The organism is Aeromonas sp. ASNIH5 (assembly GCF_002902865.1).
Classification (GTDB): Bacteria; Pseudomonadota; Gammaproteobacteria; order Enterobacterales; family Aeromonadaceae; genus Aeromonas; species Aeromonas caviae.
In genome coordinates this window covers 3,400,001-3,422,904 of record NZ_CP026122.1, presented here as the reverse complement: position 1 = coordinate 3,422,904, position 22,904 = coordinate 3,400,001, and the positions used below count along the sequence as shown (strand labels likewise).

The following is a 22,904-nucleotide window of genomic DNA, read 5'->3' as shown; positions in this document are numbered from 1 at the left end:
CTCGAAACCCTTACAGCAGCTTGTCGATACCGTAAGCCGGGCCGTTGGCCACCAGAAAATCGATGAATGCCCTCAGCTTGCGCGGCATCAGGCGCCGCTCGGGAAACAGCAGGTAGATGGGTACCCTGGGTTGCTGCCACTCCGGCAGCAAGGAGACCAGCGTCCCGTTCGCCAGCTCATCATGGCACAGCATGGCGGGCAGGGAAGCCAGCCCCAGCCCCGCCTTCGCCGCCTCCCTGGCACAGGTGATGTTGTTGACCTGGAAGCGGGACGGGGGATCCACCAGCACTTCGCGATCATCCAGCTCGAAACACCAGTGCGAGGCGAGGAACCCCGTGCTGACCGCGATCCTCTCGTGATGCACCAGATCGGCGGGCCTCTGGATCACCGGGTGGCGCGCCAGATAGTCCGGGCTGGCGCACAGCAGCCGCTCGGTGCTCCAGAGACGCCGCGCCGCCAGGTTGGAGTCGCTCATGTCGCCGACCCGCACGATGGCATCCAGCCCCTCGCTGATGGGATCCACGATGCGGTTGGTCAGCTCCAGCTCCACCTTCATGCCTGGATAGGCTTGCAGGAAGTTCGCCACCAGCCTGCCCACCACCAGTTGTCCCGTCTCGATGGGCACCGCCAGCTTGAGGGTCCCTGTCACCTCCTGCTGGCTGGCACTGAGCATCAGCTCGGCCTGGGCCAGCTCCTCCACCGCCTTGCTGCAGCGTAGATAATATTGTTCACCGGCTTCCGTCAGGGTGAGCTGCCGGGTGGAGCGATAGAGCAGCCGCGCGCCGAGACGCTGCTCCAGCTCGGCGATGCGGCGGCTCACCGTCGCCTTGGTCATGCCCAGCTCCTGGGCAGCGGCGGTAAAGGAGCCCTTGTCGACGATACGAACGAGGATTAAGGCAGCATTCAGGTCCATTGTTTCACCAGTGAAACTGTATATCTCATGAATGGATACTAATCGAAACAGTTGCACGATGTTAGCCTGCCCGCCACAGTTCAGGAAAACCAATATCATGAGTCAACACAAGAAGATCCCCCTGCTGGCCGCCCTGGTGCTGGCCCTGCTCGGCCTGCTGTTTGCCGGTTACTGGTATCTGCATGGCCGCTACTTCGAGAGCACCGACAACGCCTACCTGCAAAGCGAGGTGACCGGCATCGGTTCCAAGCTCTCCGGCTACATCAGCGAAGTACTGGTGACCGACAACCAGGCGGTGAAGGCCGGCCAGCTCATCGCCCGGCTCGACGACCGCGAATACAGGACCAAGGTGGCGGAGGCCGAGGCCGATCTGCACCTCAACCAGGCGACGGCGGATAACCTCGCCGCCACCCGTATCCAGCAGTTGAGCCTCATCCGCCAGGCCGAGGCAAAAGTCAGCTCGGCCAATGCCGAGCAGGTCCGGGCCCAGCAGCAGGTGCGCCGGGTCAGCCAGCTCAATGAGCGCCACTACAGCTCCCAGGACAGCCTGGACGAGGTCCGCGCCGGCTTGCAGGTCAACCAGGCCCAGGCACTGGAGGCCAAGGCAGCCCTGCAGGCCGCCCGCGAGCGGCTGTTGGTGCTGGATGCCGAAGCCAAGCAGAACCAGGCCAGGCTGGCATTGAGCGAGGCCCAGCTTGAACAAGCCAGGCTGGAACTCGGCTACACCGAGCTGCGAGCCCCGGCTGACGGCATCATCGGCAAGCGCAGCCTGCGGGCGGGGCTCTACGTCCAGTCCGGTATGCAGGTGGCCAGCCTGGTGCCCCTGAGCCAGGTGTGGGTCGAGGCCAACTTCAAAGAGACCCAGTTGCAGCACATGCAGCCGGGCCAGAAGGTGGAGGTGATCCTGGATGCCTATCCGGATCAACCGGTCGAGGGGATCATCGACAGCCTCTCTCCGGCCACCGGCGCCAAGTTCGCCCTGCTGCCGCCGGAGAACGCCACCGGCAACTTCACCAAAATCGTGCAGCGGGTGCCGGTCAAGATCCGTATCCCGGATCCGGGCGCCCTGGCGGGCAAGCTGCTGCCCGGCCTCTCCACCGAGGTGATCGTCGACACCCGCACCCCTGATCCCGTGGTGGCCGCCCACTGATGGACGCCATACCACGCCGCAACTGGATCGCGGTCATGGGGGGCCTCATCGGCGCCTTCATGGCCATCCTCGACATCCAGATCACCAACGCCTCCCTGAAAGACATTCAGGGGGCACTCTCGGCCACCCTGAGCGAGAGCTCCTGGATCTCCACCTCCTATCTGGTGGCGGAGATGATCGCCATTCCGCTGAGCGGCTGGCTGAGCCGGGGACTGAGCGTGCGGCGCTACCTGCTGTGGACCACGGGCGCCTTCATCGTCGCCTCCGTGCTCTGCTCGTTCAGCTGGAACCTCACCAGCATGATCGTCTTTCGGGCGCTGCAGGGCTTTACCGGCGGGGCCCTGATCCCCATGGCCTTCTCCCTCATCGTCAGCCTGCTGCCGCTGCACAAGCGAGCCACCGGCATGGCGCTGTTCGGCCTGTGCGCCACCTTCGCCCCCGCCATCGGCCCGACCCTGGGGGGCTGGCTGACGGAGCAGATGTCCTGGCACTACATCTTCTATCTGAACGTGCCGCCCGGCCTGCTGGTGATGGCCATGCTGGCCCACGGGCTGGACAGGAAGCCGGTGGACTGGGAGGTGATCAAGCGGGTGGATCTCATCGGTATCCTCACCATGGCTGTGGGTCTCGGCCTCCTGGAGGTGGTGCTGGAGGAGGGCAACCGGGAGGACTGGTTCGGCTCGAGCTTCATCGTGCGGCTCACCGTCATCTCGGTGGTGGCCCTGGTGTTCTTCGTCATCAGCCAGTTGCTGCGCCGCCACCCCCTGGTCAACCTGCGGCTGCTGCACAACCCGCGCTTCGCCCTGGCCTGCTTCGCCTACCTGGTGCTCGGCATGGGGTTGATGGGCTCCATCTATGTGCTGCCCCTCTACATGACCCAGATCCACAATTACAACGCCCTGGAAATCGGTGAAGTGCTGATGTGGATGGGGTTGCCCCAGTTGCTGGTGCTCCCCCTGGTGCCCAAGCTGACCCACAAGATAGATCCGCGCTATCTGGTGAGCTTCGGTTTTCTGGTCTTCGCCATCAGTTGCTTCATGAACGTGAACATGAACGCCGACTACGCCGGGCCCCAGCTGATCCAGTCCCTCATCGTGCGGGCCCTGGGGCAGCCCTTCATCATGGTGCCCCTCTCCCTGGTGGCGACCGCCAGCCTGACGCCGGACGAGATCCCCTCCTCCTCGACCCTGCTCAACGTGCTGCGCAACCTGGGGGGCGCCTTCGGCATCGCCATCATCGCCACCCTGATCGACAACGACACCCGGACTCATGTCAGCCAGATCGGCAGCACCCTGGCCGCCACCAGCATCGAGGGGCAGGCCTATCTGATGCAGCTGGCCCAGAACATGATGGCCCAGGGAGCCGGGCCGGAGCAGGCCCAGTTGCAGGCCCGGGCCATGCTGTCGAACACCATCAGCCGCGAGGCGGCCATCATGGCCTACAACCAGGTGTTCTACGTGATGGGTATCTTCCTGCTGATCGCCAGCGCCCTGATGCTGCTGCTCAAGCAGCCGGCCCCGAGGGCCCCTGACGCAGAACCGGTCGAGGCGTGAAAGGTGGGGATCACATAGCAAAACGGGCCAGAAGGCCCGTTTTTCATGGCTGTCCGCCGGTCAGCCCGCCAGGGAGGCTGCGATCAGGAACTGTGCCGCGAAGTAGCTGCTCATGATCCAGGCCGTGGCATGGGGGAAGGGGCGGCGGAATCTGTCCAGTGCCAGCATGCTGTCGGAGAAGAGGAACATCAGCGCCCCCACCAGGGCGGCGGCGCTGCCGGCAGTGAGAGAGGCATGCCAGGCACCGGCAGCCACCCAGGCCATGGCGATGATCACCAGCATGTAGCAGAAGACGGGGATCCTCATCTCACCGAGCTGGCCCCACAGGAGCCCGAACACCATACCAGCCACCAGCAGCAGCAGCAGGCCGTCCACCAGCTTGAGCACCAGGGGCCCCTGGGCGAAACCGACGATGTAGCAGAGGTGAGCGACAAAAAATGCCGCCAGCCCCTGGATGAAGCGATCCCGTGGCAGCATCAGCAGCACGTCCCCCGCCAGCGACAGGCAGAGACCGAGCAGGATCCAGGCGTGGGAGCCGTTGTGATCGTCGCCCTGGTAGCCAAACGCCAGGGCGATGATGAACAGCATGGTCAGGGGCTTGCTGATGTAGAACTGACGGGAGTCTGAGCCGTAAGCCGCGCGGATGTGCCACCAGCCCGATGCGATGATCAAGAAACTCAATAACATGCCCTGCTCCTCACCGGCTGCTCACCCTGGGGCGGCAACCTCTTTAGTGCCCGCAAGAGTAGCAAATTCCCCCGGCCAGTGGCAGAGGCTGAAGCAGATGGCTCCCTACACCTAAAGTCTAATTGCCCCCATCTCCGCCCTCGGGCATAAGAGACAGCTCTGGAGGATCACCATGGAAGACGCTATGACCAACTACCTGCCCGCTATCGACATCATGATGTGCCATCTTGGCATCAGCTTTGAACAGGCCTGCGAGCAGCTTGGCCTCAGCCCGCAGGAGCAGCAGACCCTCGACCAACTGCAAAAACAGAAGCAGACCCAGTCCAACTGATGCCCTGGACTGATGGCCCGAAGCGGCCGGCATCACAGTCCAGCATAAAAAACGGCGCCCGAAGGCGCCGTTTTTTATTGGGTGATGATCAGGGTCGAGCGACCCGGCGGCGTTGCAGCCAGACCACGGCCCCGAACAGCAGGAAGCCCGGCAGCCACATCAGCTCCTTGGGCCAGCGCTCGGTGGGCGCCTTGACGCTCAGGATCTGCTGATCCATCTCCAGCCCCAGATCGGCCGCCTGGCTACCGAAGGTGACGGTGTCGATCAGGATCTTGCCGTCCTGCTCATAGGTCTGGATCCCCAGCTTGGTCAGACGATCCTCACCGCTCGCACCATCCGGCACCGGCAGCAACACGGTGAAGCGGCGCAACTTGCCCACCGCATCTTCCCCTTCCATCCGCAGGCGCAGGGTGCTCTCGGCCTCCACCTGACCCATGGTCTGGGCCAGCTCGGCCGGCGCGGTGTCGCGATACGGGTCGTGCAGCAGATCCATCCAGAAGCCAGGACGGAACAGGGTGAAGGCCACCAGCAGCAGCAGCACGCTCTCGTACCAGCGGCTCTTCACCAGGAAGAAGCCCTGGGTGGCGGCAGCGAAGATCAGCATGGCGATGGTGGCCACGAAGAAGATCAGTACGCCGTGGGCGAAGTCCACGTTGATGAGCAGCAGATCGGTGTTGAAGATGAACAGGAACGGCAGCGCCGCGGTACGCAGGCTGTAGTAGAACGCCGTGATCCCTGTCTTGATGGGGTCGCCCTTGGAGACGGCGGCCGCGGCGAACGAGGCCAGCCCCACCGGCGGGGTCACGTCCGCCATGATGCCGAAGTAGAAGACGAACAGGTGCACCGCGATGAGCGGCACGATGAGGCCGTTCTGCTGACCCAGGGTGACGATCACCGGCGCCAGCAGGCTCGATACCACGATGTAGTTGGCAGTGGTCGGCAGCCCCATGCCGAGGATGAGGCTCAGCAGCGCGGTGAGGATCAGCATGAGCAGCAGGTTGCCCATGGAGAGGAACTCCACCAGATCCGCCAGTACCAGACCGACGCCGGTCTGGGAGACAGCCCCGACGATGATGCCGGCAGTGGCGGTGGCAATGCCGATGCCGATCATGTTGCGGGCACCGGCAATCAGCCCCTCGCGCAGGTCCACCACGCCATCGGTGAAGGAGCCGTAGTCATGCTTGCCGTCGGTGCGCAGCCAGTTCAGCAGCGGTCGCTGGGTCAGCAGGATGATGATGAGCATCACCGAACCCCAGAAGGCCGACAGGCCGGGGGAGAGGCGCTCCACCATCAGACACCACACCAGCACCACCACGGGCAGCAGGAAGTGCAGGCCGGAGAGCAGCACGGCGCGGGTCTCGGGCAGCTCGTCCAGTGGCTTGTCCGGGTCTTCCGCCGGCAGCGGCGCGTTGCTCGCGGCGATCTTCAGCAGTCCCAGGTAGGCGACGGCCAGCAGCACGCTGATCCCCGGCAGGGCATAGTCACCCAGTACCGGCTTGAGCCAGCCCAGACCGTAGTAGACCGCCATGGAGAGGCCGCTGATGAGGGCGGCACCGAAGGCGAAGCCGGTCAGGCGACGCAGCCAGGGGCGCGGCTGACGGTTGCCGATGGGTTGCATCCCGAGCTTGAGCGCCTCGAGGTGCACGATGTAGAGCAGGGCGATGTAGGAGATGGCCGCCGGCAGGAAGGCGTGCTTGATGATCTCCACATAGGGGATGCCCACGTACTCCACCATCAGGAAGGCAGCAGCCCCCATGACCGGCGGCATGATCTGGCCGTTGACCGAAGAGGCCACTTCCACCGCGCCGGCCTTCTCCTTGGAGAAACCGACCCGTTTCATCATGGGGATGGTGAAGGTGCCCGTGGTCACCACGTTGGCGATGGAGGAGCCGGAGATGACGCCGGTCAGTGCCGAGGCGACCACGGCCGCCTTGGCCGGGCCGCCGCGCAGGTGACCCAGCAGGCTGAAGGCGAGCTGGATGAAGTAGTGGCCCGCACCGGCACGCTCGAGCAGGGCGCCAAACAGCACGAACAGGAAGACGAAGCTGGTGGAGACCCCAAGGGCGATGCCGAACACCCCTTCGGTGGTGATCCACTGGTGGTTGGCCAGCGCATGCAGGCTCACCCCGCGGTGGGCCAGCAGGGAAGGCATCCAGGGACCGGCCAGGCTGTAGGCCAGGAAGACGATGGCGATGACCGCCAGGGCCGGGCCCAGGGCGCGGCGGGCCGCTTCCAGCAGGAGCGGGATGCCGACGCAGGCCACCGCGAAGTCCATGGTGGTCAGGTTGCCGGGACGCTGGGCAAGCTCCTGGTACATCACGAACAGATAGCTGGCGACGGCGGCACCGACGAGGCCGAGGGCGATGTCGGCAAGGGGAACCCTATCTCGCGGTGAGCTGCGCATGGCGGGGAACACCAGGTAGGCGAGCAGGATGGCGAAGGCCAGGTGAATCGAGCGTGTTTCAGTGTCGTTGAGGACGCCGATGCCGAGGGAGAAGGGCAGCGGCGAGGCAATCCAGAGCTGGAACAGGGACCAGATCAGCGCAAGACCCGCGATGATCCAGCTCATGGGGCCGACGGGCAGCCTGGCGCCGACGTCCTGGGCGATCAGCTCCTCGGCCGAGAACGCCTCTTGTTGTTGTGTTTGCTGCATAGTGTGACTCTGTAGGTACTGCAATAAATGAGACTCGCTCCCCCGAAGGAGGAGCGAGTCCGGGGCACATCCGAAGACGCAGCCGGATTACATCCAGCCACGTTCCTTGTAGTAACGCACAGCGCCTTCATGCAGCGGAGCGGAGAGACCCACCTTGATCATGTCGGCTTCCTTCAGATCCGCGAAGGCCGGGTGCAGGCGCTTGAAGCGGTCCAGGTTGTCGAACACGGACTTGACCAGCTGGTAGACCACTTCCGGGTCAGCCTTGGCGCTGGTGGAGAGCACCGCCTTGCCACCGATGGACGGGGTCGGGTTCGGGCTGCCCTTGTAGAGACCACCCGGGATCTCGGCCTTGCTGTAGTAGCTCTTCTCGGCCAGCAGCTTGTCGATCTCGGGGCCGGTGACCGGTACCAGCACGGTGTCCGTGGTGGTGGAGGCTTCCTGGATGGCGCCATTCGGGTGGCCGACGAAGTAGCTCATGGCGTCGATGTTGTTGTCACCCAGGGCAGAGGCCTGCTCGGCGGGTTTCAGTTCGGAGACCAGGCTGAACGCGGATTTGTCCCAGCCCTTCACGGTCATGATCTCTTCAAAGGTGTCACGCTGACCGGAACCCGGGTTGCCGATGTTGACGCGCTTGCCCTTCAGGTCGTCGAAGCTGGCTACCTTGGCGTCCTTGCGGGCCAGGATGGTGAACACTTCGCTCTGCAGGGAGAAGACGGCGCGGATGTCATCCATCGGACCTTCGGCCTTGAACGGCTCGACGCCCTTCATCGCCTTGTACTGGTGGTCGGACTGCATGATGCCGAAGTTGAATTCGCCGGAGCGGATGCCGTTGACGTTGGCAACACCACCGCCACTGGCCGGGGCGTTGCACTTGATCTGGTGATCGGCGGCGCCGCGGTTGAGGAAGCGGCAGATGGACTGGCCCGCCACGTAGTAGACGCCGGTCTGACCGCCGGTGCCTATGGTCACGAAGCGCTCCTGCGCTTGCACCGGACCACCAAACGACACACCGACCAGAGCCGCCGACAAGGCGCACGCCAAGGATAATCCTTTCATGTTCTTCATCCTTTTCATTGATTTATTTCACCCGTTTCCCGGGAGAATATGAGACAGACCCGCACCAAGACTGGGTTCGCCTATACGACCTCGTACGAGGAAATGGTCGAGCGGCACGCGCCCTTCCAGAAGCCACCATCATCCTGCAGTGAGATAATCAGCGTCATGCCGATCGGAGGTGATCTGACCAGAAACGGGTCAGTTCAAAAGCATTAACGCCCCGATTAAGCACATAACACCAACATAAATCAAACAAAACAGCAAAATGGCGGATTTAAATAGCGAGAAGTTTGAAGCGGATCATTAATTTCTCAAGGGCAGATTAATTACATGAACTATCAAAGGGAAGCAATAAAAAGCACGCCCAGATTCTTTCGCAACCCTTGACTGGCAAGGATTAGAAACCTGGTCCGTTATATTGCGAAGTGCTTACTGAACAGCATAAACACGACGTTAATGACGCTTTTGTCGCCAAGATGCAAAAACCCCGATCCGGGGCTGCCGGAACGGGGTTTGGTAACAAGCTGATTTCATTTGGGCCCGGCCATCACGCCTTGCTGCCAGCCAGCTCCAGAATGAAGGCGAACTCCAGGGCGATGTCCTCATAGGCCTTGAAACGGCCCGACTTGCCGCCGTGACCGGCCTCCATGTCGGTGCTGAGCAGCAACTGGTTGTCGTCCGTCTTCAGCTCACGCAGCTTGGCCACCCACTTGGCCGGCTCCCAGTATTGCACCTGGGAGTCGTGCAGCCCCGTGGTCACCAGCAGATTCGGGTAGGCCTGGGCCTTGACCTGATCGTAGGGGCTGTAGGCCTTCATGTAGTCGTAGTAGCGCTTCTGGTTCGGGTTGCCCCACTCGTCATACTCCCCTGTGGTGAGGGGAATGGACTCGTCCAGCATGGTGGTGACCACGTCGACGAAGGGCACCTGGGCCACCACGCCGCGATAGAGCTGGGGCGCCTGGTTGATGACGGCCCCCATCAGCAGGCCGCCGGCGCTGCCTCCCATGGCATAGACCTGATCCCTGGCGCCGTAGCCTTGCGCCACCAACGCCTCGGTCACGTCGATGAAGTCGTTGAAGGTGTTCTGCTTCTTGAGCAGCTTGCCCTCTTCATACCAGGTGCGGCCCAGCTCCTCGCCACCCCGGATATGGGCGATGGCGTAGACGAAGCCCCGGTCCAGCAGGCTCAGGCGTGAGCTGCTGAAGTCCGGGTCCATGCTGGCGCCGTAGGAGCCATAGCCGTAGACCAGCAGGGGATTGGTGCCTGCCCCCCCCCCTGCCTTCTTGAACTTGTCCTTGCGATAGACCAGCGACACCGGCACGGCCACGCCGTCACGGGCGGTGATCCAGAGCCGCTCGCTGGCATATTGCGCAGGCACGAAGCCCGCCACCGGCTGCTGCTTGAGCAGAGTCCGCTTGCCGCTGTCCATGTCCAGCTCGTAGGTGGAGGACGGCGTGGTCATGGAGGAGTAGCCATAGCGCAGGGCGCTGGTGTCCGGCTCCGGGTTGTAGGCAAGCCAGGTGACATAAGCGGGATCGTCGAAGGCGATCTCCTTCTGTTCGCCGCTCTGCCAGTTGACCTGACGCAACCGGGTCAACCCCTGGCTGCGCTCCTCCAGCACCAGCCAGTCCCTGAACAGGGCATAGCTCTCCAGCAGCACGTCCGGATTGGGGGCGATCACCGCCTTCCAGCGATCCACCGGGCTCTCCTTGGTCTCATAGAGGCCGAAGTTCTTGCCGTCCTTGTTGGAGCGCACATAGAAGCGACCACGGTAGTGATCCAGGCTGTATTCGTGATCCACCTGACGGGGCAGGAACAGGCGTGGCGTCTGGCCCGGCACATTGGCATCAATGAGGCGCGCCTCGCTGGTGGTGGTGCTGGAGAGGGAGATGACGATGAAATCTTCCGAGGTGGTGGCGTAGAGGCTCACATAGAAGGAGTCGTCCTTCTCCTCGTAGACCAGGATATCCTTCGCGGGGTCCGTGCCCAGCTCGTGGCGATAGACCTGGTAGGGCAGCAGGGTCTTGGGGTGCTTGCGCACGTAGAAGACCGTCTTGCTGTCGTTGGCCCACACCAGGTTGCCGGAGGTGTTCTCGAGGGTGTCGGCGGCCCAGGCGCCGCTCTCCAGATCGAGGAACTGGATCCTGTATTGACGGCGGGAGAGATAATCTTCCGCCACCGCCAGCCAGCGGTTGTTGCGGCTCACCTCGAGCGCCCCCAGGGCATAGAACTCGTGGCCTTCGGCGCGCTGGTTGCCATCCAGCAGCAGGGCGGGCGCCCCGTCCCCTTCCACCTTGCTGCGGGAGTAGATGGCGTACTCCTTGCCCGGCTCGTAACGGGTCTGATAGCGGTAGCCGTTCTTCACATAGGGGACAGACTCGTCCTGCTGGGGAATACGGGCCACCATCTCCTTGTAGAGCTGCTCGCGCAGCGGCTTGATCGGTGCAAGCATGGCCTCGGTGTAGGCATTCTCTGCCTTGAGATAGTCCAGCACCTCGGGCTTCTGCCGCTCGTCGTCACGCAGCCAGTAGTAGTTGTCGACGCGCGTGTCCCCGTGTTTTTTCAGGGTATGGGGGTGCTTGGCGGCCACCGGGGGGACAATGACAGGCTGGGTGGAAGTATCGCTTGTAGGCATGGCGGACTCTTCGTTGGCATGGGAACAGGGCACAGCAAGCAGGCAAGCCAGCAGCAACCCCCGGGAAAAGGTGAACATGTCGCATCCTTTGCGCTGTCACAGGGCCGCCCCTCCCGCTGGTGCTGCACGCATCCAGACGGCACACCGGCAGGCAGCGGGAAAAGCGTCCCTGAGAAAATAAAAATTGGCGATCAATCTGCCCCTTGTCGCCCGGGGTTGCAAGGGCTCCCCGGACATTCCCCCCCAAATCGACGAAAAAGGGCCGCCATCTCGCAATGGCGGCCCTCCTCCCTGACCGTGAGCGACACGGGTTCGCTCAGGTGTGCCTCACATGATGGAAGTGTGTCTGCTCACGGTCAGCATCCATCAGCCGGGGTAGCTCGACCAGACTTTGGTCGCGCCCTCGTCACTGATGCTCAGCACCTGATAGGGCTGACCCGGAATATCCATGCCCGGCGCACTCTGGGGCATCCCCGGAATGGTCAGACCGCGGATCGCCGGTTTTTCCTTGAGCAGCTTCTGCACGTCGGCAGCGGGCACATGCCCCTCCACCACATAGCCGTTCACCACCCCGGTGTGGCAGGAGGCCAGCTGCGGGGTGATGCCATGCTGCTGCTTGATCGGGTCAAGCTGCTCGGTTTCCACGACCTTGACCTCAAAGCCGTTCTCTTCCATGTGCTTGATCCAGGTCTTGCAGCAACCGCAATACTGGGACTTGTAGACGGTCATCTGCCCGGTTGCCAGAGCAGAAAAACTGACGGTACCGGCCAGCACGGCCAGTAACAGGGACTTGTACATATCTCACCTCGGTTAAGAAGAAATGCCCGGAAAGGGAAACTCGACTCAGCCGTGGTGACGGGGCGGACGCTCGAGACGCTTCAGGGGCGCCTCCGGCATGAACAGAGAGGGAGAGAGGTATGTCGGCCTGTCGGGCTCAAGCCGGGCAACCGTCAGGCTGTCGCTGGTGAGCACCGTCATGGCGAGCGCCGAGGTGAAGCTGCCGCAGGGCATGGCTTTTTCCAGGGTACGCTCGCTCTGGCTGCAATGGGGCGTCAGGGTACAGAGATCGGCGGCCGCACGGCTGCCAAACGACATCAGCACCAGCACCAGACTCCACAGGGGGAGCCAGCGGCGGGCGCGAGCGAGTTGGCGACGGGTCAGGACCATGAGACGACTCATTGACGAAAGAGGGCCTATGGTAACCCTTGGCCCAGGGGGAGGGTCAACCCCTCCCCCGTCTGCATCAGGGTTGCTGACGGGTGGCCGCCAGCACGATCTCCCGCACGCAGACGTTGGCCGGCTGGTGCCAGGCGTAGAGCATGGCGTCGGCGATCACCTCGGGGGCAATGACGCCTCCCATCTGATCCTTCCAGTCGTGATAGCCCGCCTTGATGCGCTCGTCCGTGGTGTGGCTGAGCAGCTCGGTCTCCACCGCGCCCGGAGCGATGGTCACCATCCGCACGCCCACATCGGCCACCTCTTCCCGGATATTTTCGGTCAGGGCGTGAACGGCGAACTTGGTGGCGCAGTAAGCGGCATGGTTCGGGAAGGTCTTGCGACCGGCGATGGAGCTGATGTTGATGATGGTGCCGCTGCGGCGGGCCTTCATGCCGGCCAGTACCGCATGCACGCCATTCAAAACCCCCATCACGTTGATGTTGAGCATCTGCTGCCACTCGGCGGGATCCTGCACGTCGGCCTGTCCCAGCAGCATGACGCCGGCATTGTTGACCAGACATCCCACCGGGCCGAATTGCGCCTCCGCCTGCGCCACGGCGGCCTTCATGGCGGCGGTGTCGGTGACATCGACCCCGATGCAGAGGGTATCGGGCAGGTTCAGCGCCTGCATGGGCTCGACCCGGCGGGCCAGCAACAGCAGCGGATGGCCGGCGGCGGAGAAGGCGCGGGCAATGGCGGCACCGATCCCGGCGGACGCGCCGGTGATCACCACGAGGGACTTGGACATGGAGTTTTCCTTCTGATGCGTTGAAATGGGCGTCAAACAAGGGCTGGCCAGCACGGGACCCAGTCACTATAGTCGCTACATCCATCGGCGATAAATATAGTTTTCCGCTGGTTATCATCTGAATTAACTATGGTATCCCCATGCTGGACCTGAGATTGCTGCGCTTCTTCATCGCCATCTATGAAGAGAAGAACATCACGGCGGCGGCAGCCCGCTGCCACGTGAGCCAACCCTCCCTCTCCGCCGGCCTTCGCCAGCTCGAAGAGAGCCTGGGGGACAGCCTCTTCATCCGGGGCAAGAAGGGGGTGGAAGCGAAGGATCCGGCCCACTATCTCTATCCCCACGCCGTCAAGCTGGTGGAAGAGGCGCGTCGCCTGCCGACCCTGTTTCGCCAGAAGGCGACGCGTGCGAGACTCAACATGGCCATCATGCCCGACCTCAGCCGCCGTCGGCTGGCGGGATTGCTTCGGCGGGTGCAGGGGGTGCTGCCCGAGCTGGATCTCACCCTCTCCGATTACGGCACCCCGGCCGACTGCCGGCTGACCCTGGATGCCCTGCGCCGGGAGGACGAGATCTTCCTGCCGCTCTGGGAAGAGGAGTACGTGCTGTGCGTTCCCAGGGGACACCCTCTTGCGGGCAGGGCGCGTATCGAGCTGGCTGAGTTGCAACACCATGATTTCATTGAGTGTCCCCCCTGCGAAGCCCATCAGCAAACCATAGGCCTGCTGGCCTGTGACCGGCTCACCCTCAATCTGGTGGCCAAGGCCGAGAGCAAGGGGCTGGTGATGGCGCTGGTGCTGGCCGGAGTGGGCATCAGCTTCCTGCCCGACGGGCTGGTGGAGGACGAAGCGGGCCTGTGCACCCTGCCCGTGAGCAGCCCCCGGATGTTCCGCCGCATCGGCCTCTGCTACCCCGCCCACCAGACCCTGAATCCGGCGCTGCGCGCACTGATCCCGGAACTGGCGGGCCAGGGAGCTTCTTGATAACGTTTCAGCTCACAGTCTGTCGCATGTGCCGGCAGCAGACCCTCTTCAGGAATCCCATGAAACGCATTCTGGTCATCTTTTCACACCCGGCGCTGCAGAGTTCCCGGGCCAACAAACAACTGCTGCACGCCATCGAGGGGCTGAAGGGGATCACCCTGCACGATCTCTGCCAACGCTATCCGGACATGTTCATCAACGTGAAACGGGAACAGGCTCTGCTGGCGGAGCACGACATCATCGTCTTCCAGCACCCCTTCTATTGGTACTCCTGCCCGGCCATCATGAAAGAGTGGATGGACCTGGTGCTGGAGTACGGCTATGCCTACGGCCCCGAGGCCCATGCCCTCAACGGCAAGCAGTGGCTCAGCGCCATCACCACGGGGGGCGGCCCCGAATCCTACTGCCGCGCCGGCTACAACCAGCGCCCGCTGCTCGACTTCCTGCTCCCCTTCCAGCAGACCGCACAGCTGTGCGGCATGCGCTGGCTGCCCCCTTTCGTGCTGCACTCCTTCCACAAGCTCGAGGATCCCGAGGCGCTGCGCCGCTGCGGCCAGGACTATCGCCAACTGCTGTGCGCCCTGCGTGACGAGCAGCTGACCCCGGCCCAGCTGGCCGAGAGCCCCTATCTGCGCGATCTGCTGGGAGTACTCCCATGACACACACTCGATCCGGGCGCAGGCCCGGCCAGCCCTCACCGGCATTCATCATGTTAAGGAGGAGCCGCTGATGGGACATGGATTGCTGTTTGATGCCCTGATCTACCTCTCGGCGGCGGTGATCGCCGTCCCGCTGGCCAAGCAGTGGGGGCTGGGCTCTGTCCTTGGCTACCTGCTGGCGGGGATCATCATAGGTCCCTTCCTGCTTGGTCTGGTGGGCGAGCAGAAAGACGTGATGCACTTCGCCGAGTTCGGGGTGGTGCTGATGCTGTTTCTGGTCGGTCTGGAGCTGCGCCCGGCCCTGTTGTGGCAACTGAAAGGGCCCATCCTCGGCACCGGTGGCCTGCAGGTGCTGCTCACCAGTGTCGCCCTGACCGGGGTGGGTTATCTTTTGGGTCTGCCCTGGCAGCAGGGGCTCGCCATCGGTCTCATTCTTGCGCTCTCCTCCACCGCCATCGTGCTGCAGAGCCTGCAGGAGCGCAAACTGATGCAGAGCGAGAGCGGCCGCTCCGCTTTCGCCGTGCTGCTGTTCCAGGACATCGCCGTCATCCCCATTCTGGCGATCCTGCCGCTGCTGGCCATCGCACCGGTCGCCAGCAGCGGCAGCTCAGAGCTGGCAGGCTGGCAGCACGGCCTGCTGGTGGTGGCCGCCATCGCCGGCATCGTGCTGGGTGGTCATTACCTGATGCGGCCGGTGTTTCGCGCCATCGCCCAGTCCCACATGCGGGAGATCTTCGTCGCTGCCGCCCTGCTGCTGGTGATCGCCATCGCCGTGCTGATGGAATCCGTCGGCCTCTCCCCCGCCCTCGGCTCCTTCCTCGCCGGCGTGGTGCTGGCGGACAGCGAATACCGCCACGAGCTGGAAGCAGACATAGAGCCGTTCAAGGGGCTGCTGCTCGGCCTCTTCTTCATGTCGGTGGGTGCCGGCATCGACTTCAGCCTCTTTGCCGCCCATCCCCTGTTGATCCCGGCACTGGTGATCGGTCTGATGGTGCTCAAGTGGCTGGTGCTGATGGGGCTCGGCTTTGTCATTCGCCTCTCCCCGAACCAGCGCTGGACCTTCGCCCTGGCCCTGGCCCAGGGCGGGGAGTTCGCCTTCGTGCTATTCTCGTTCGCCGCCCAGAACAAGGTACTGCCGGGCAGCACCATCTCACTGCTGACTCTGGTCGTCGCCCTCTCCATGGCGCTGACACCGTTGCTGCTTATCCTCAACGATCGGGTGATCCAGCCCTGGTTCGACTACCGCAACCAGAGCGACACCCCCGAACACGAACAGCCCGAGCTGGTGGAACACCCGGTCATCATCGCCGGCTTCGGTCGCTTCGGTCAGATAGTGGGGCGTCTGCTCCACGGCCATGGTATTGGCACCACCATCCTGGAGCAGGATGCCAGCCAGATAGAGATGCTGAGAAAGTACGGCTACCAGGTGTTTTATGGGGATGCCAGCCGACTCGACCTGCTGCACGCGGCCGGCGCCCACAAGGCCAAACTGCTGGTGCTATCCCTCAATGACCCGGCCACCTCCCTCGAAGTGATCGAGATGGTGAAAAAGCACTTCCCGCACCTCAGAATACTGGCCCGTGCCCAGGACAGACCCCATGCCCACGAGATCCTGCGCCACGGGATAGACAGCGTGCACCGCGAAACCTTGGGGTCGGCCGTGGATCTTGGGGTAGAAGCACTCACCCTCTTGGGATTCAGGGCCAATCAGGCCTGGCGTGCGGGGCAGATGTTCAAGCAGTATGACAACCGGCTGCTGCGGGAACAGGTCAACTACCTGGACGACGAGCACACCTATATCAACAAGAGCCTGCAATACCGCGACATCCTCTCCGACCTGCTGCAAGACGATCAGGAAGGACAGGAGCGTACCCACGCCCATCAATGGAACAGCGGTCTGCCCGACAACGACAAGGAAGCAACATGATTGCCTATTACCCCATGCTCAAACACCTTCACATGACCCTGGCCCTGGTCAGCCTGCTGCTCTTCCTCTACCGCTGGAGCCTGGCGCTGGCGGGCAGCGGGCGGCTGCAACAGAAATGGTTGAAGGTGCTGCCCCACATCAACGACACCTTCCTGCTGCTGTTTGGCGTGCTGTTGGCGGTGACCCTGCAGATGAGCCCTGGCCAGCAGCCCTGGTTGATGGCCAAGCTGATTGCCCTGGTGATCTACATCGGCCTGGGCGTCATGGCGCTCAAGCGCCCTGCCCGCGGTCAGAAGCTGGTGGCCGGAGTGGCCGCTCTCGCAGTATTCGGCTACATGGTGGGCGCAGCCATCACCAAATCAGCCTGGTCCTGGCTGGCATAACGACGTGTCGAGGTGGGGCCCGTCCCCCACCTCCTTCCCACCTCCCCCTCCTTACTGCTTCCATTTCCTTCCTGTCACCCTGGTCGCGAGCATCCTCGCAAGGCTTGTTTTCAATAAAAAAAGGGCTCAAACAACCCCTTTTCCTTGTTGTTTTGTTTTATTTATCAATGACTTGATTCTTCATGTATGAAAATGGCGACAGTTGTCGCAGCAAAACTTGCGACATAGACTGTCGCAGGCCATGGCTAGGATACACTCAACGCTAAACCAGTGAAGGCATGCACCATGAGTAAGAAGCTGTTACGACAACTGACCTTGGCGCGTTGCATCCCGCACCGCCCTTACAAGCTGACCGCCAGCCAACTCCAGGTAAAACTGGAAGAGGAAGGCATTCACGTCAGTCTCCGTACCGTGCAACGGGACCTGGAAGAGATGTCCGGCATGGGACTGTTCGACCTCACCTCCGATGAGCGCAGCAAGCCTCATGGCTGGTGCTTCGAGCGCCATGGTCTCAATGACTTTGCCAACATCATGCCGCTCTCGCTGGCAGTGGCCCTGAAAACCTGGAGCGACCAGGCGAGCCAACTGTTGCCGGCAAGCGTGCTGACCGAATTGAACCCGCTGATCGACAAGGCTGGTCAGGTGATCCGCGACAGCCAGAGCGAACTGGCCGAGCGCTGGCTGGAGAGCGTGCACCAGTCACCTCGCCCCTTCGCCGGCAATCCGGAGATCCGCCGCAGCACCCTGATCCGCGACGCCCTCTGGCGTGGCCGCAAATTCAGCGCCGAGATCCAGCGTGTCATCAAGGAGCGTACTGTCTGGCTCTGCTATGACCGCATCAATCCCCTCGGCATCCTGAACCAACCCGATGGCCCCATCCTGCTCTGTACGCTCTCCGAGCTGGATCCCAAGGTCTACGGCATCCCGTTCGATCACATCAAGAACGTGGAGTTGACCAACTTCAGCGCGACCCAGCCGAAGGACTTCAATATCCAGAAGCTGATCCGCGACCAGGGTTATCAGGACGTCAGCGGTCCGATCCGCTTCGTCGGGCGCATCGATGCCAACTGCCCGACCCTGATCGATGGACAAATCCCGGGGCATAACCCGCGTATGACCCGTTACGACAAGCGCAGCGTGGTGGTGGAGACCGAAGTGCAGGATACGCCCGAGTTCCGCTCCTGGCTGAACAATATGAGCGGCAACCTGGAGGTCCTTGCACCCGAATCACTCCGCAAGGCCTACCCGACTCCTGGGACAAGGGTCAGCTAAAGAAACCAGCAGACAATACAAAGCCGAGATTTATCTCGGCTTTTGTCTACTTTTAAAGCATAAGTATTCAATTAATTTTGAACTCTTACACCCCTGATTGAAGCGGCTGTACCATCGTTTTCCTACCGATTTCTGCTTGTAAGAGATCTGCCATTCCCCCTGTAAGACCCCTCAGTGTTGAACCGTACGTGAAGCCATCCCGCACTGGGTATGCTTTCCACGGAAACCATCTAAATAACTGATAAACATAGATAATATCCAACATCAGCCCATTTCTGTACCACATGTCACGGAGCTCAATCCGATTGCACACCTTGTTCGAGCCTGCAATTGCCTTAGTATAGGTCTCACAAGGACGAGCTGATTCGGCAGGATGCAGAAACAGCGCATAAACAAGGAATAGCCTGCAGGATGTGGGCAAGGAACACCTCGGGATGGGGTTGATAGCCAGGATGGTTATCACAAGGATCGACAGGACAACCGCAGGATGCGGTAGTTGGATACCTCGGGATGAGGTTGAGTGGTACGGATTGTCGCTCATCAAGGATGAAAGGACACCGCAAGACGCGGTCAGGAAGAGCTTCAAGATGAAGCGTGATAGCCAGGATGGTTATCAGTCAGGATGACGCAGGAACACCACGGGATGTGGTAATGGACACCTCCAGGAAGGAGAGGGTGAAGCAATCAGGACAGATTGCCAGGCTAGGAAGGCCACAGGACACCCCAACGGATTGGGAAGGGGAATTTCCAAAGGAAAGGATAGCGTCAAGGATTGCAGGGAGCATGGCAGTTCAGGGAATGGACGAAATGACTTGAGGGGACAGCATCTGCTGTCCCCTTTTCTTTGTGCACCCCATGCTCGCCACACAACAGAAAATGGGCTCAGCCTGAGCGGTCCTACAACATCACGCTTTTACCAGATATCGTCTGCATCCTGGATAACCTCATCAGATTCAGCCACAGTAGCGCACCTTACCTTTCCTGCGCCCTCCCTCGTCTATGCTCAGCGACATCCACTGGGCCCTCAGAACACAGCAGAACAGCCGCAACCAGCCAGGATATTTCCTGGTGACTAACTCCAGGTAACGATGGCCACTGACTTCTGCTCAGCCAAGCAGATTGTTGAGTCATCCCTGAACTGTCTATATGTAGTGGTCAACTAAATCCGGACACACAGTTAAGCCGATTTTCGGCCTCTGCTGGCGGTATCCCATCATTGTGTTGATGCGGGCGCCGCCAGTTGTAGTAATTCATCAAGTAATAGCTGATATCCCGCTTGGCTTCCCGCAGGCTCATGTACCCCGTGGTCGGAAGCCATTCCGTCTTGAGGCTCCTGAACAGCCGCTCCATCGGCGCGTTATCCCAGCAGTTGCCATGCCGACTCATGCTCTGGGTCATGCGATAGCGCCACAGCCGTTGCCGAAATACCCGGCTGCCGTATTGGCTGCCCTGGTCGGAGTGAAACAGCACGCCAGACGGGCAGCCCCGTTGCTGATACGCCATGTCGAGCGCTTTCACGGCCAAGTCAGCATCAGGCCTGCCGGACATCGCCCAGCCCACGACCCGTCGGGTGTGGAGGTCGAGCACCGCCGCCAGGTAATGCCAACGACCACCTGCCCATACGTAAGTGATGTCGCCGCACCACACCTGATTGGGTTGCGGGGCAGCAAATTCACGCGCCAGATGATTGGGAATATCCGGTCGTTCAGACCGCGCGACCTGATAACGATGAGCTCCCGGTTGTTTGGAGACCAGCCCGGCCTCCTTCATCAGAAGATGCACCTTGAACCGGCCAATCTGATGCCCCAGTGCCCGCATCATTGACATCAAGGCCCGGCTGCCAGCTGAGCCTCTGCTCTCTTTGAACAGACACCGTAACTCACTTCTCTGCTGCACCCGTTCACTGTTAATTGTGCGCCTGCGAGCCAGATAGTCGTAAAAACAGGCGGTTGGTATACCGAAAGCGCAACAGACCAGGGTGGTGGGGGCTTGCTCCCTTAATCGGTCTATCAGCGCGTACGTTCGAGTTCGTCCGCCATCAAGAGAGCAGTAGCCTTTTTTAGAATGGCCTTTTCGCGTTCAAGCCGGTTGATGCGGGCTTCCAACTCCTGAATTTTTTGCTGCTCAGGGGTCACAGCGCCCGGTTAGCAGGTGTAGCGCCACTTCGTTCTGATTGAAGTTGCTGAACCCATCGACGCAGCACGGTTTCGCCGACATCCAGTGAACGGCTGGCTTCGGGGACTGAATAGCCTTGGTCGAGCACCAGGGATGCGGCTTCCAGCTTGAACTCGGCAGTAAATGAGCGACGTAATCTTGTCATTGAACACCTCAAATAATGGTGGCGACTGTACCACCTAAAACGGTGTCCGGGATGATTAGACCACTACAATATGTGTGACCACGAATGAAGCATGAATGCCATTCTATAGGGCGGAGATTATCGTAGGAGGGGTGATAACCCAACCAAGCGGCCTGCTACTGAGGAGGAGTGATCTGGTTGATGCCGGCCCGAGCCAGCGCCTCGGCCGCCCAGGAGCCGACGCCACCGATCCCGACCACGCAGACTTTCGCCTGGCTGAAGGAGCCAAGGGCACGCTGGCCATAAAGACGGGCTATGCCCCCGAATCGCTGTAGATACTCTGCTTTCATACCACCACCTTGCTTGAGGGCGGCCATTATAGCGGCAACCTCTCTCAGGGGCGATGATCGGATGATGGTGGTGTTGATGTGAGAGAAAAGGAGTGCGGTATCGAAAACGAAAAAAAGCCCAGTCGTTAGACTGGGCTTCTTAAGTAGTGGCGGAGCGGACGGGACTCGAACCCGCGACCCCCGGCGTGACAGGCCGGTATTCTAACCGACTGAACTACCGCTCCGCATTCGGTTAGCTTTCGCTAAATCTTTTGCTGCTTGTTTGTGAGGTGTCATCCTCGCAGCCGGTCATGTGATTCTTCACATCACCGTTTAATTGAGTGCCTGGCAGTGTCCTACTCTCGCATGGCGAATGCCACACTACCATCGGCGCTACAGCGTTTCACTTCTGAGTTCGGCATGGGGTCAGGTGGTTCCACTGCGCTATTGCCGCCAGGCAAAATCTTCAATCTGAAAAAGCTGATTTAGTTATTCGTTCTCGGTATCTGCTACAAGTCTCTGAACACTTCTTGGGTGTTGTATGGTTAAGCCTCACGGGTAATTAGTATGGGTTAGCTCAACGTATCGCTACGCTTACACACCCCACCTATCAACGTTGTGGTCTCCAACGGCCCTTTAGGACCCTCAAGGGGTCAGGGATGACTCATCTCAGGGCTCGCTTCCCGCTTAGATGCTTTCAGCGGTTATCGATTCCGAACTTAGCTACCGGGCAGTGCCACTGGCGTGACAACCCGAACACCAGAGGTTCGTTCACTCCGGTCCTCTCGTACTAGGAGCAACTCCCTTCAATCATCCAACGCCCACGGCAGATAGGGACCGAACTGTCTCACGACGTTCTGAACCCAGCTCGCGTACCACTTTAAATGGCGAACAGCCATACCCTTGGGACCGACTTCAGCCCCAGGATGTGATGAGCCGACATCGAGGTGCCAAACACCGCCGTCGATATGAACTCTTGGGCGGTATCAGCCTGTTATCCCCGGAGTACCTTTTATCCGTTGAGCGATGGCCCTTCCATTCAGAACCACCGGATCACTATGACCTACTTTCGTACCTGCTCGACCTGTCCGTCTCGCAGTTAAGCTGGCTTATGCCATTGCACTAACCTCCTGATGTCCGACCAGGATTAGCCAACCTTCGTGCTCCTCCGTTACTCTTTGGGAGGAGACCGCCCCAGTCAAACTACCCACCAGGCACTGTCCGCGAGCCCGATTCAGGGCCCTGCGTTAGAACATCAAACATACAAGGGTGGTATTTCAAGGACGGCTCCAGCGCAACTGGCGTCACGCCTTCAAAGCCTCCCACCTATCCTACACATGTAGGTTCAATGTTCAGTGCCAAGCTGTAGTAAAGGTTCACGGGGTCTTTCCGTCTAGCCGCGGGTACACCGCATCTTCACGGCGAATTCGATTTCACTGAGTCTCGGGTGGAGACAGCATGGCCATGGTTACACCATTCGTGCAGGTCGGAACTTACCCGACAAGGAATTTCGCTACCTTAGGACCGTTATAGTTACGGCCGCCGTTTACCGGGGCTTCGATCAAGAGCTTCGCTTGCGCTAACCCCATCAATTAACCTTCCGGCACCGGGCAGGTGTCACACCCTATACGTCCACTTTCGTGTTTGCAGAGTGCTGTGTTTTTGATAAACAGTCCCAGCCATCTGGTCACTGCGACTCCCGACAGCTCCATCCGCAAGGGACTTCACCATCAAGAGCGAACCTTCTCCCGAAGTTACGGTTCTATTTTGCCTAGTTCCTTCACCCGAGTTCTCTCAAGCGCCTTGGTATTCTCTACCCGACCACCTGTGTCGGTTTGGGGTACGATGACTTGTAATCTGAAGCTTAGAGGCTTTTCCTGGAAGCAGGGCATCAATGGCTTCCGCACCGTGGTGCGTTCGTCTCGTGTCTCAGTGTTGTGTCTCCGGATTTGCCTAGAAACACCACCTACGCACTTTCACCAGGACAACCGTCGCCTGGCCCACCTAGCCTTCTCCGTCCCCCCATCGCAATTACAAGTCGTGCAGGAATATTAACCTGCTTCCCATCGACTACGCCTTTCGGCCTCGCCTTAGGGGTCGACTCA

General features: G+C 61.0%; 16 protein-coding genes, 1 tRNA gene, 2 rRNA genes and 2 pseudogenes (1 of these 21 cut by a window edge). 8 read left to right on the top strand and 13 right to left on the bottom strand.

Going from position 1 to position 22,904, the window contains the following annotated elements; genetic code table 11:
- Positions 1 to 10: 10 nt before the first annotated feature.
- Positions 11 to 913, bottom strand: a complete 903-nt coding sequence (locus tag C2U30_RS16080; protein ID WP_010672586.1) for a LysR family transcriptional regulator — start codon at positions 911 to 913, stop codon at positions 11 to 13.
- Positions 914 to 1,010: 97 nt separating this feature from the next.
- On the opposite strand from C2U30_RS16080, the gene C2U30_RS16075 reads away from it, so the two are divergent.
- A complete protein-coding gene (locus C2U30_RS16075; RefSeq protein ID WP_010672585.1) occupies positions 1,011 to 2,063 on the top strand; it encodes an HlyD family secretion protein in 1,053 nt (350 codons plus the stop codon).
- Positions 2,063 to 3,616: a DHA2 family efflux MFS transporter permease subunit gene (locus C2U30_RS16070; protein ID WP_010672584.1), complete on the top strand. Its 1,554-nt coding sequence runs from the start codon at positions 2,063 to 2,065 to the stop codon at positions 3,614 to 3,616. Before C2U30_RS16075 ends, C2U30_RS16070 begins: the two co-directional genes overlap by 1 nt.
- Before the next feature lie 60 nt (positions 3,617 to 3,676).
- On the opposite strand, the gene C2U30_RS16065 is transcribed toward C2U30_RS16070, so the two are convergent.
- Complete coding sequence (locus tag C2U30_RS16065; protein WP_039040401.1) at positions 3,677 to 4,303, bottom strand: lysoplasmalogenase; 627 nt, start codon at positions 4,301 to 4,303, stop codon at positions 3,677 to 3,679.
- A 172-nt stretch (positions 4,304 to 4,475) separates the two neighbouring features.
- Here C2U30_RS16065 and C2U30_RS16060 point away from each other — a divergent pair, with 172 nt between their 5' ends.
- The gene (locus C2U30_RS16060) at positions 4,476 to 4,634 is read left to right on the top strand and encodes a hypothetical protein (RefSeq protein ID WP_005332188.1); all 159 of its coding nucleotides are present in this window, start codon (positions 4,476 to 4,478) and stop codon (positions 4,632 to 4,634) included.
- 88 nt (positions 4,635 to 4,722) lie between these two features.
- On the opposite strand, the gene C2U30_RS16055 is transcribed toward C2U30_RS16060, so the two are convergent.
- From C2U30_RS16055 to C2U30_RS16030, 6 genes are all read right to left on the bottom strand, one after another.
- Positions 4,723 to 7,287: a TRAP transporter permease gene (locus tag C2U30_RS16055; RefSeq protein WP_103244095.1), complete on the bottom strand. Its 2,565-nt coding sequence runs from the start codon at positions 7,285 to 7,287 to the stop codon at positions 4,723 to 4,725.
- 87 nt (positions 7,288 to 7,374) lie between these two features.
- Positions 7,375 to 8,346: a TAXI family TRAP transporter solute-binding subunit gene (locus C2U30_RS16050; RefSeq protein ID WP_029313514.1), complete on the bottom strand. Its 972-nt coding sequence runs from the start codon at positions 8,344 to 8,346 to the stop codon at positions 7,375 to 7,377.
- 547 nt (positions 8,347 to 8,893) lie between these two features.
- Positions 8,894 to 11,059 (bottom strand): S9 family peptidase, encoded by a 2,166-nt coding sequence (locus C2U30_RS16045; protein ID WP_103244094.1) that lies wholly within the window; start codon positions 11,057 to 11,059, stop codon positions 8,894 to 8,896.
- A gap of 288 nt (positions 11,060 to 11,347) precedes the next feature.
- Positions 11,348 to 11,779 (bottom strand): DUF411 domain-containing protein, encoded by a 432-nt coding sequence (locus tag C2U30_RS16040; protein ID WP_010672577.1) that lies wholly within the window; start codon positions 11,777 to 11,779, stop codon positions 11,348 to 11,350.
- Between the two features lie 45 nt (positions 11,780 to 11,824).
- A complete protein-coding gene (locus C2U30_RS16035; protein WP_103244093.1) occupies positions 11,825 to 12,148 on the bottom strand; it encodes a hypothetical protein in 324 nt (107 codons plus the stop codon).
- A 76-nt stretch (positions 12,149 to 12,224) separates the two neighbouring features.
- The gene (locus C2U30_RS16030) at positions 12,225 to 12,947 is read right to left on the bottom strand and encodes an SDR family oxidoreductase (protein WP_103244092.1); all 723 of its coding nucleotides are present in this window, start codon (positions 12,945 to 12,947) and stop codon (positions 12,225 to 12,227) included.
- 140 nt (positions 12,948 to 13,087) lie between these two features.
- Here C2U30_RS16030 and C2U30_RS16025 point away from each other — a divergent pair, with 140 nt between their 5' ends.
- The 5 genes from C2U30_RS16025 to C2U30_RS16005 all read left to right on the top strand — a co-directional run bounded on the left by C2U30_RS16025 (position 13,088) and on the right by C2U30_RS16005 (position 18,171).
- Positions 13,088 to 13,930 carry a LysR family transcriptional regulator gene (locus tag C2U30_RS16025; RefSeq protein WP_103244091.1) on the top strand — a complete coding sequence of 281 codons (843 nt, stop codon included), beginning with the start codon at positions 13,088 to 13,090 and terminating at the stop codon, positions 13,928 to 13,930.
- 59 nt (positions 13,931 to 13,989) lie between these two features.
- Entirely contained in the window at positions 13,990 to 14,589 is a 600-nt protein-coding gene (locus C2U30_RS16020; protein WP_103244090.1) for an NAD(P)H-dependent oxidoreductase, read from the top strand.
- Positions 14,590 to 14,659: 70 nt separating this feature from the next.
- Positions 14,660 to 16,516, top strand: a complete 1,857-nt coding sequence (locus C2U30_RS16015) for a monovalent cation:proton antiporter-2 (CPA2) family protein (protein WP_103244089.1) — start codon at positions 14,660 to 14,662, stop codon at positions 16,514 to 16,516.
- Positions 16,513 to 16,899 carry a SirB2 family protein gene (locus C2U30_RS16010; protein WP_039040394.1) on the top strand — a complete coding sequence of 129 codons (387 nt, stop codon included), beginning with the start codon at positions 16,513 to 16,515 and terminating at the stop codon, positions 16,897 to 16,899. The genes C2U30_RS16015 and C2U30_RS16010 overlap by 4 nt, the downstream gene beginning before the upstream one ends.
- Positions 16,900 to 17,184: 285 nt before the next feature.
- Positions 17,185 to 18,171, top strand: coding sequence for a helix-turn-helix transcriptional regulator (locus tag C2U30_RS16005; protein WP_029313511.1), 987 nt, complete (start codon positions 17,185 to 17,187; stop codon positions 18,169 to 18,171).
- Positions 18,172 to 19,326: 1,155 nt separating this feature from the next.
- On the opposite strand, the pseudogene C2U30_RS15995 reads toward C2U30_RS16005, so the two are convergent.
- From C2U30_RS15995 to C2U30_RS15975, 5 genes and pseudogenes are all read right to left on the bottom strand, one after another.
- Positions 19,327 to 20,491, bottom strand: a pseudogene (locus C2U30_RS15995) (IS3 family transposase).
- 167 nt (positions 20,492 to 20,658) lie between these two features.
- Positions 20,659 to 20,820 (bottom strand): annotated as a pseudogene (locus tag C2U30_RS15990) (ThiF family adenylyltransferase); the annotation flags it as partial.
- A 147-nt stretch (positions 20,821 to 20,967) separates the two neighbouring features.
- Positions 20,968 to 21,044 (bottom strand) — tRNA-Asp (locus C2U30_RS15985).
- A gap of 98 nt (positions 21,045 to 21,142) precedes the next feature.
- Positions 21,143 to 21,257, bottom strand: a 5S ribosomal RNA gene (gene rrf / locus C2U30_RS15980).
- Between the two features lie 83 nt (positions 21,258 to 21,340).
- Positions 21,341 to 22,904, bottom strand: a 23S ribosomal RNA gene (locus C2U30_RS15975) (it continues 1,325 nt past the right edge of the window).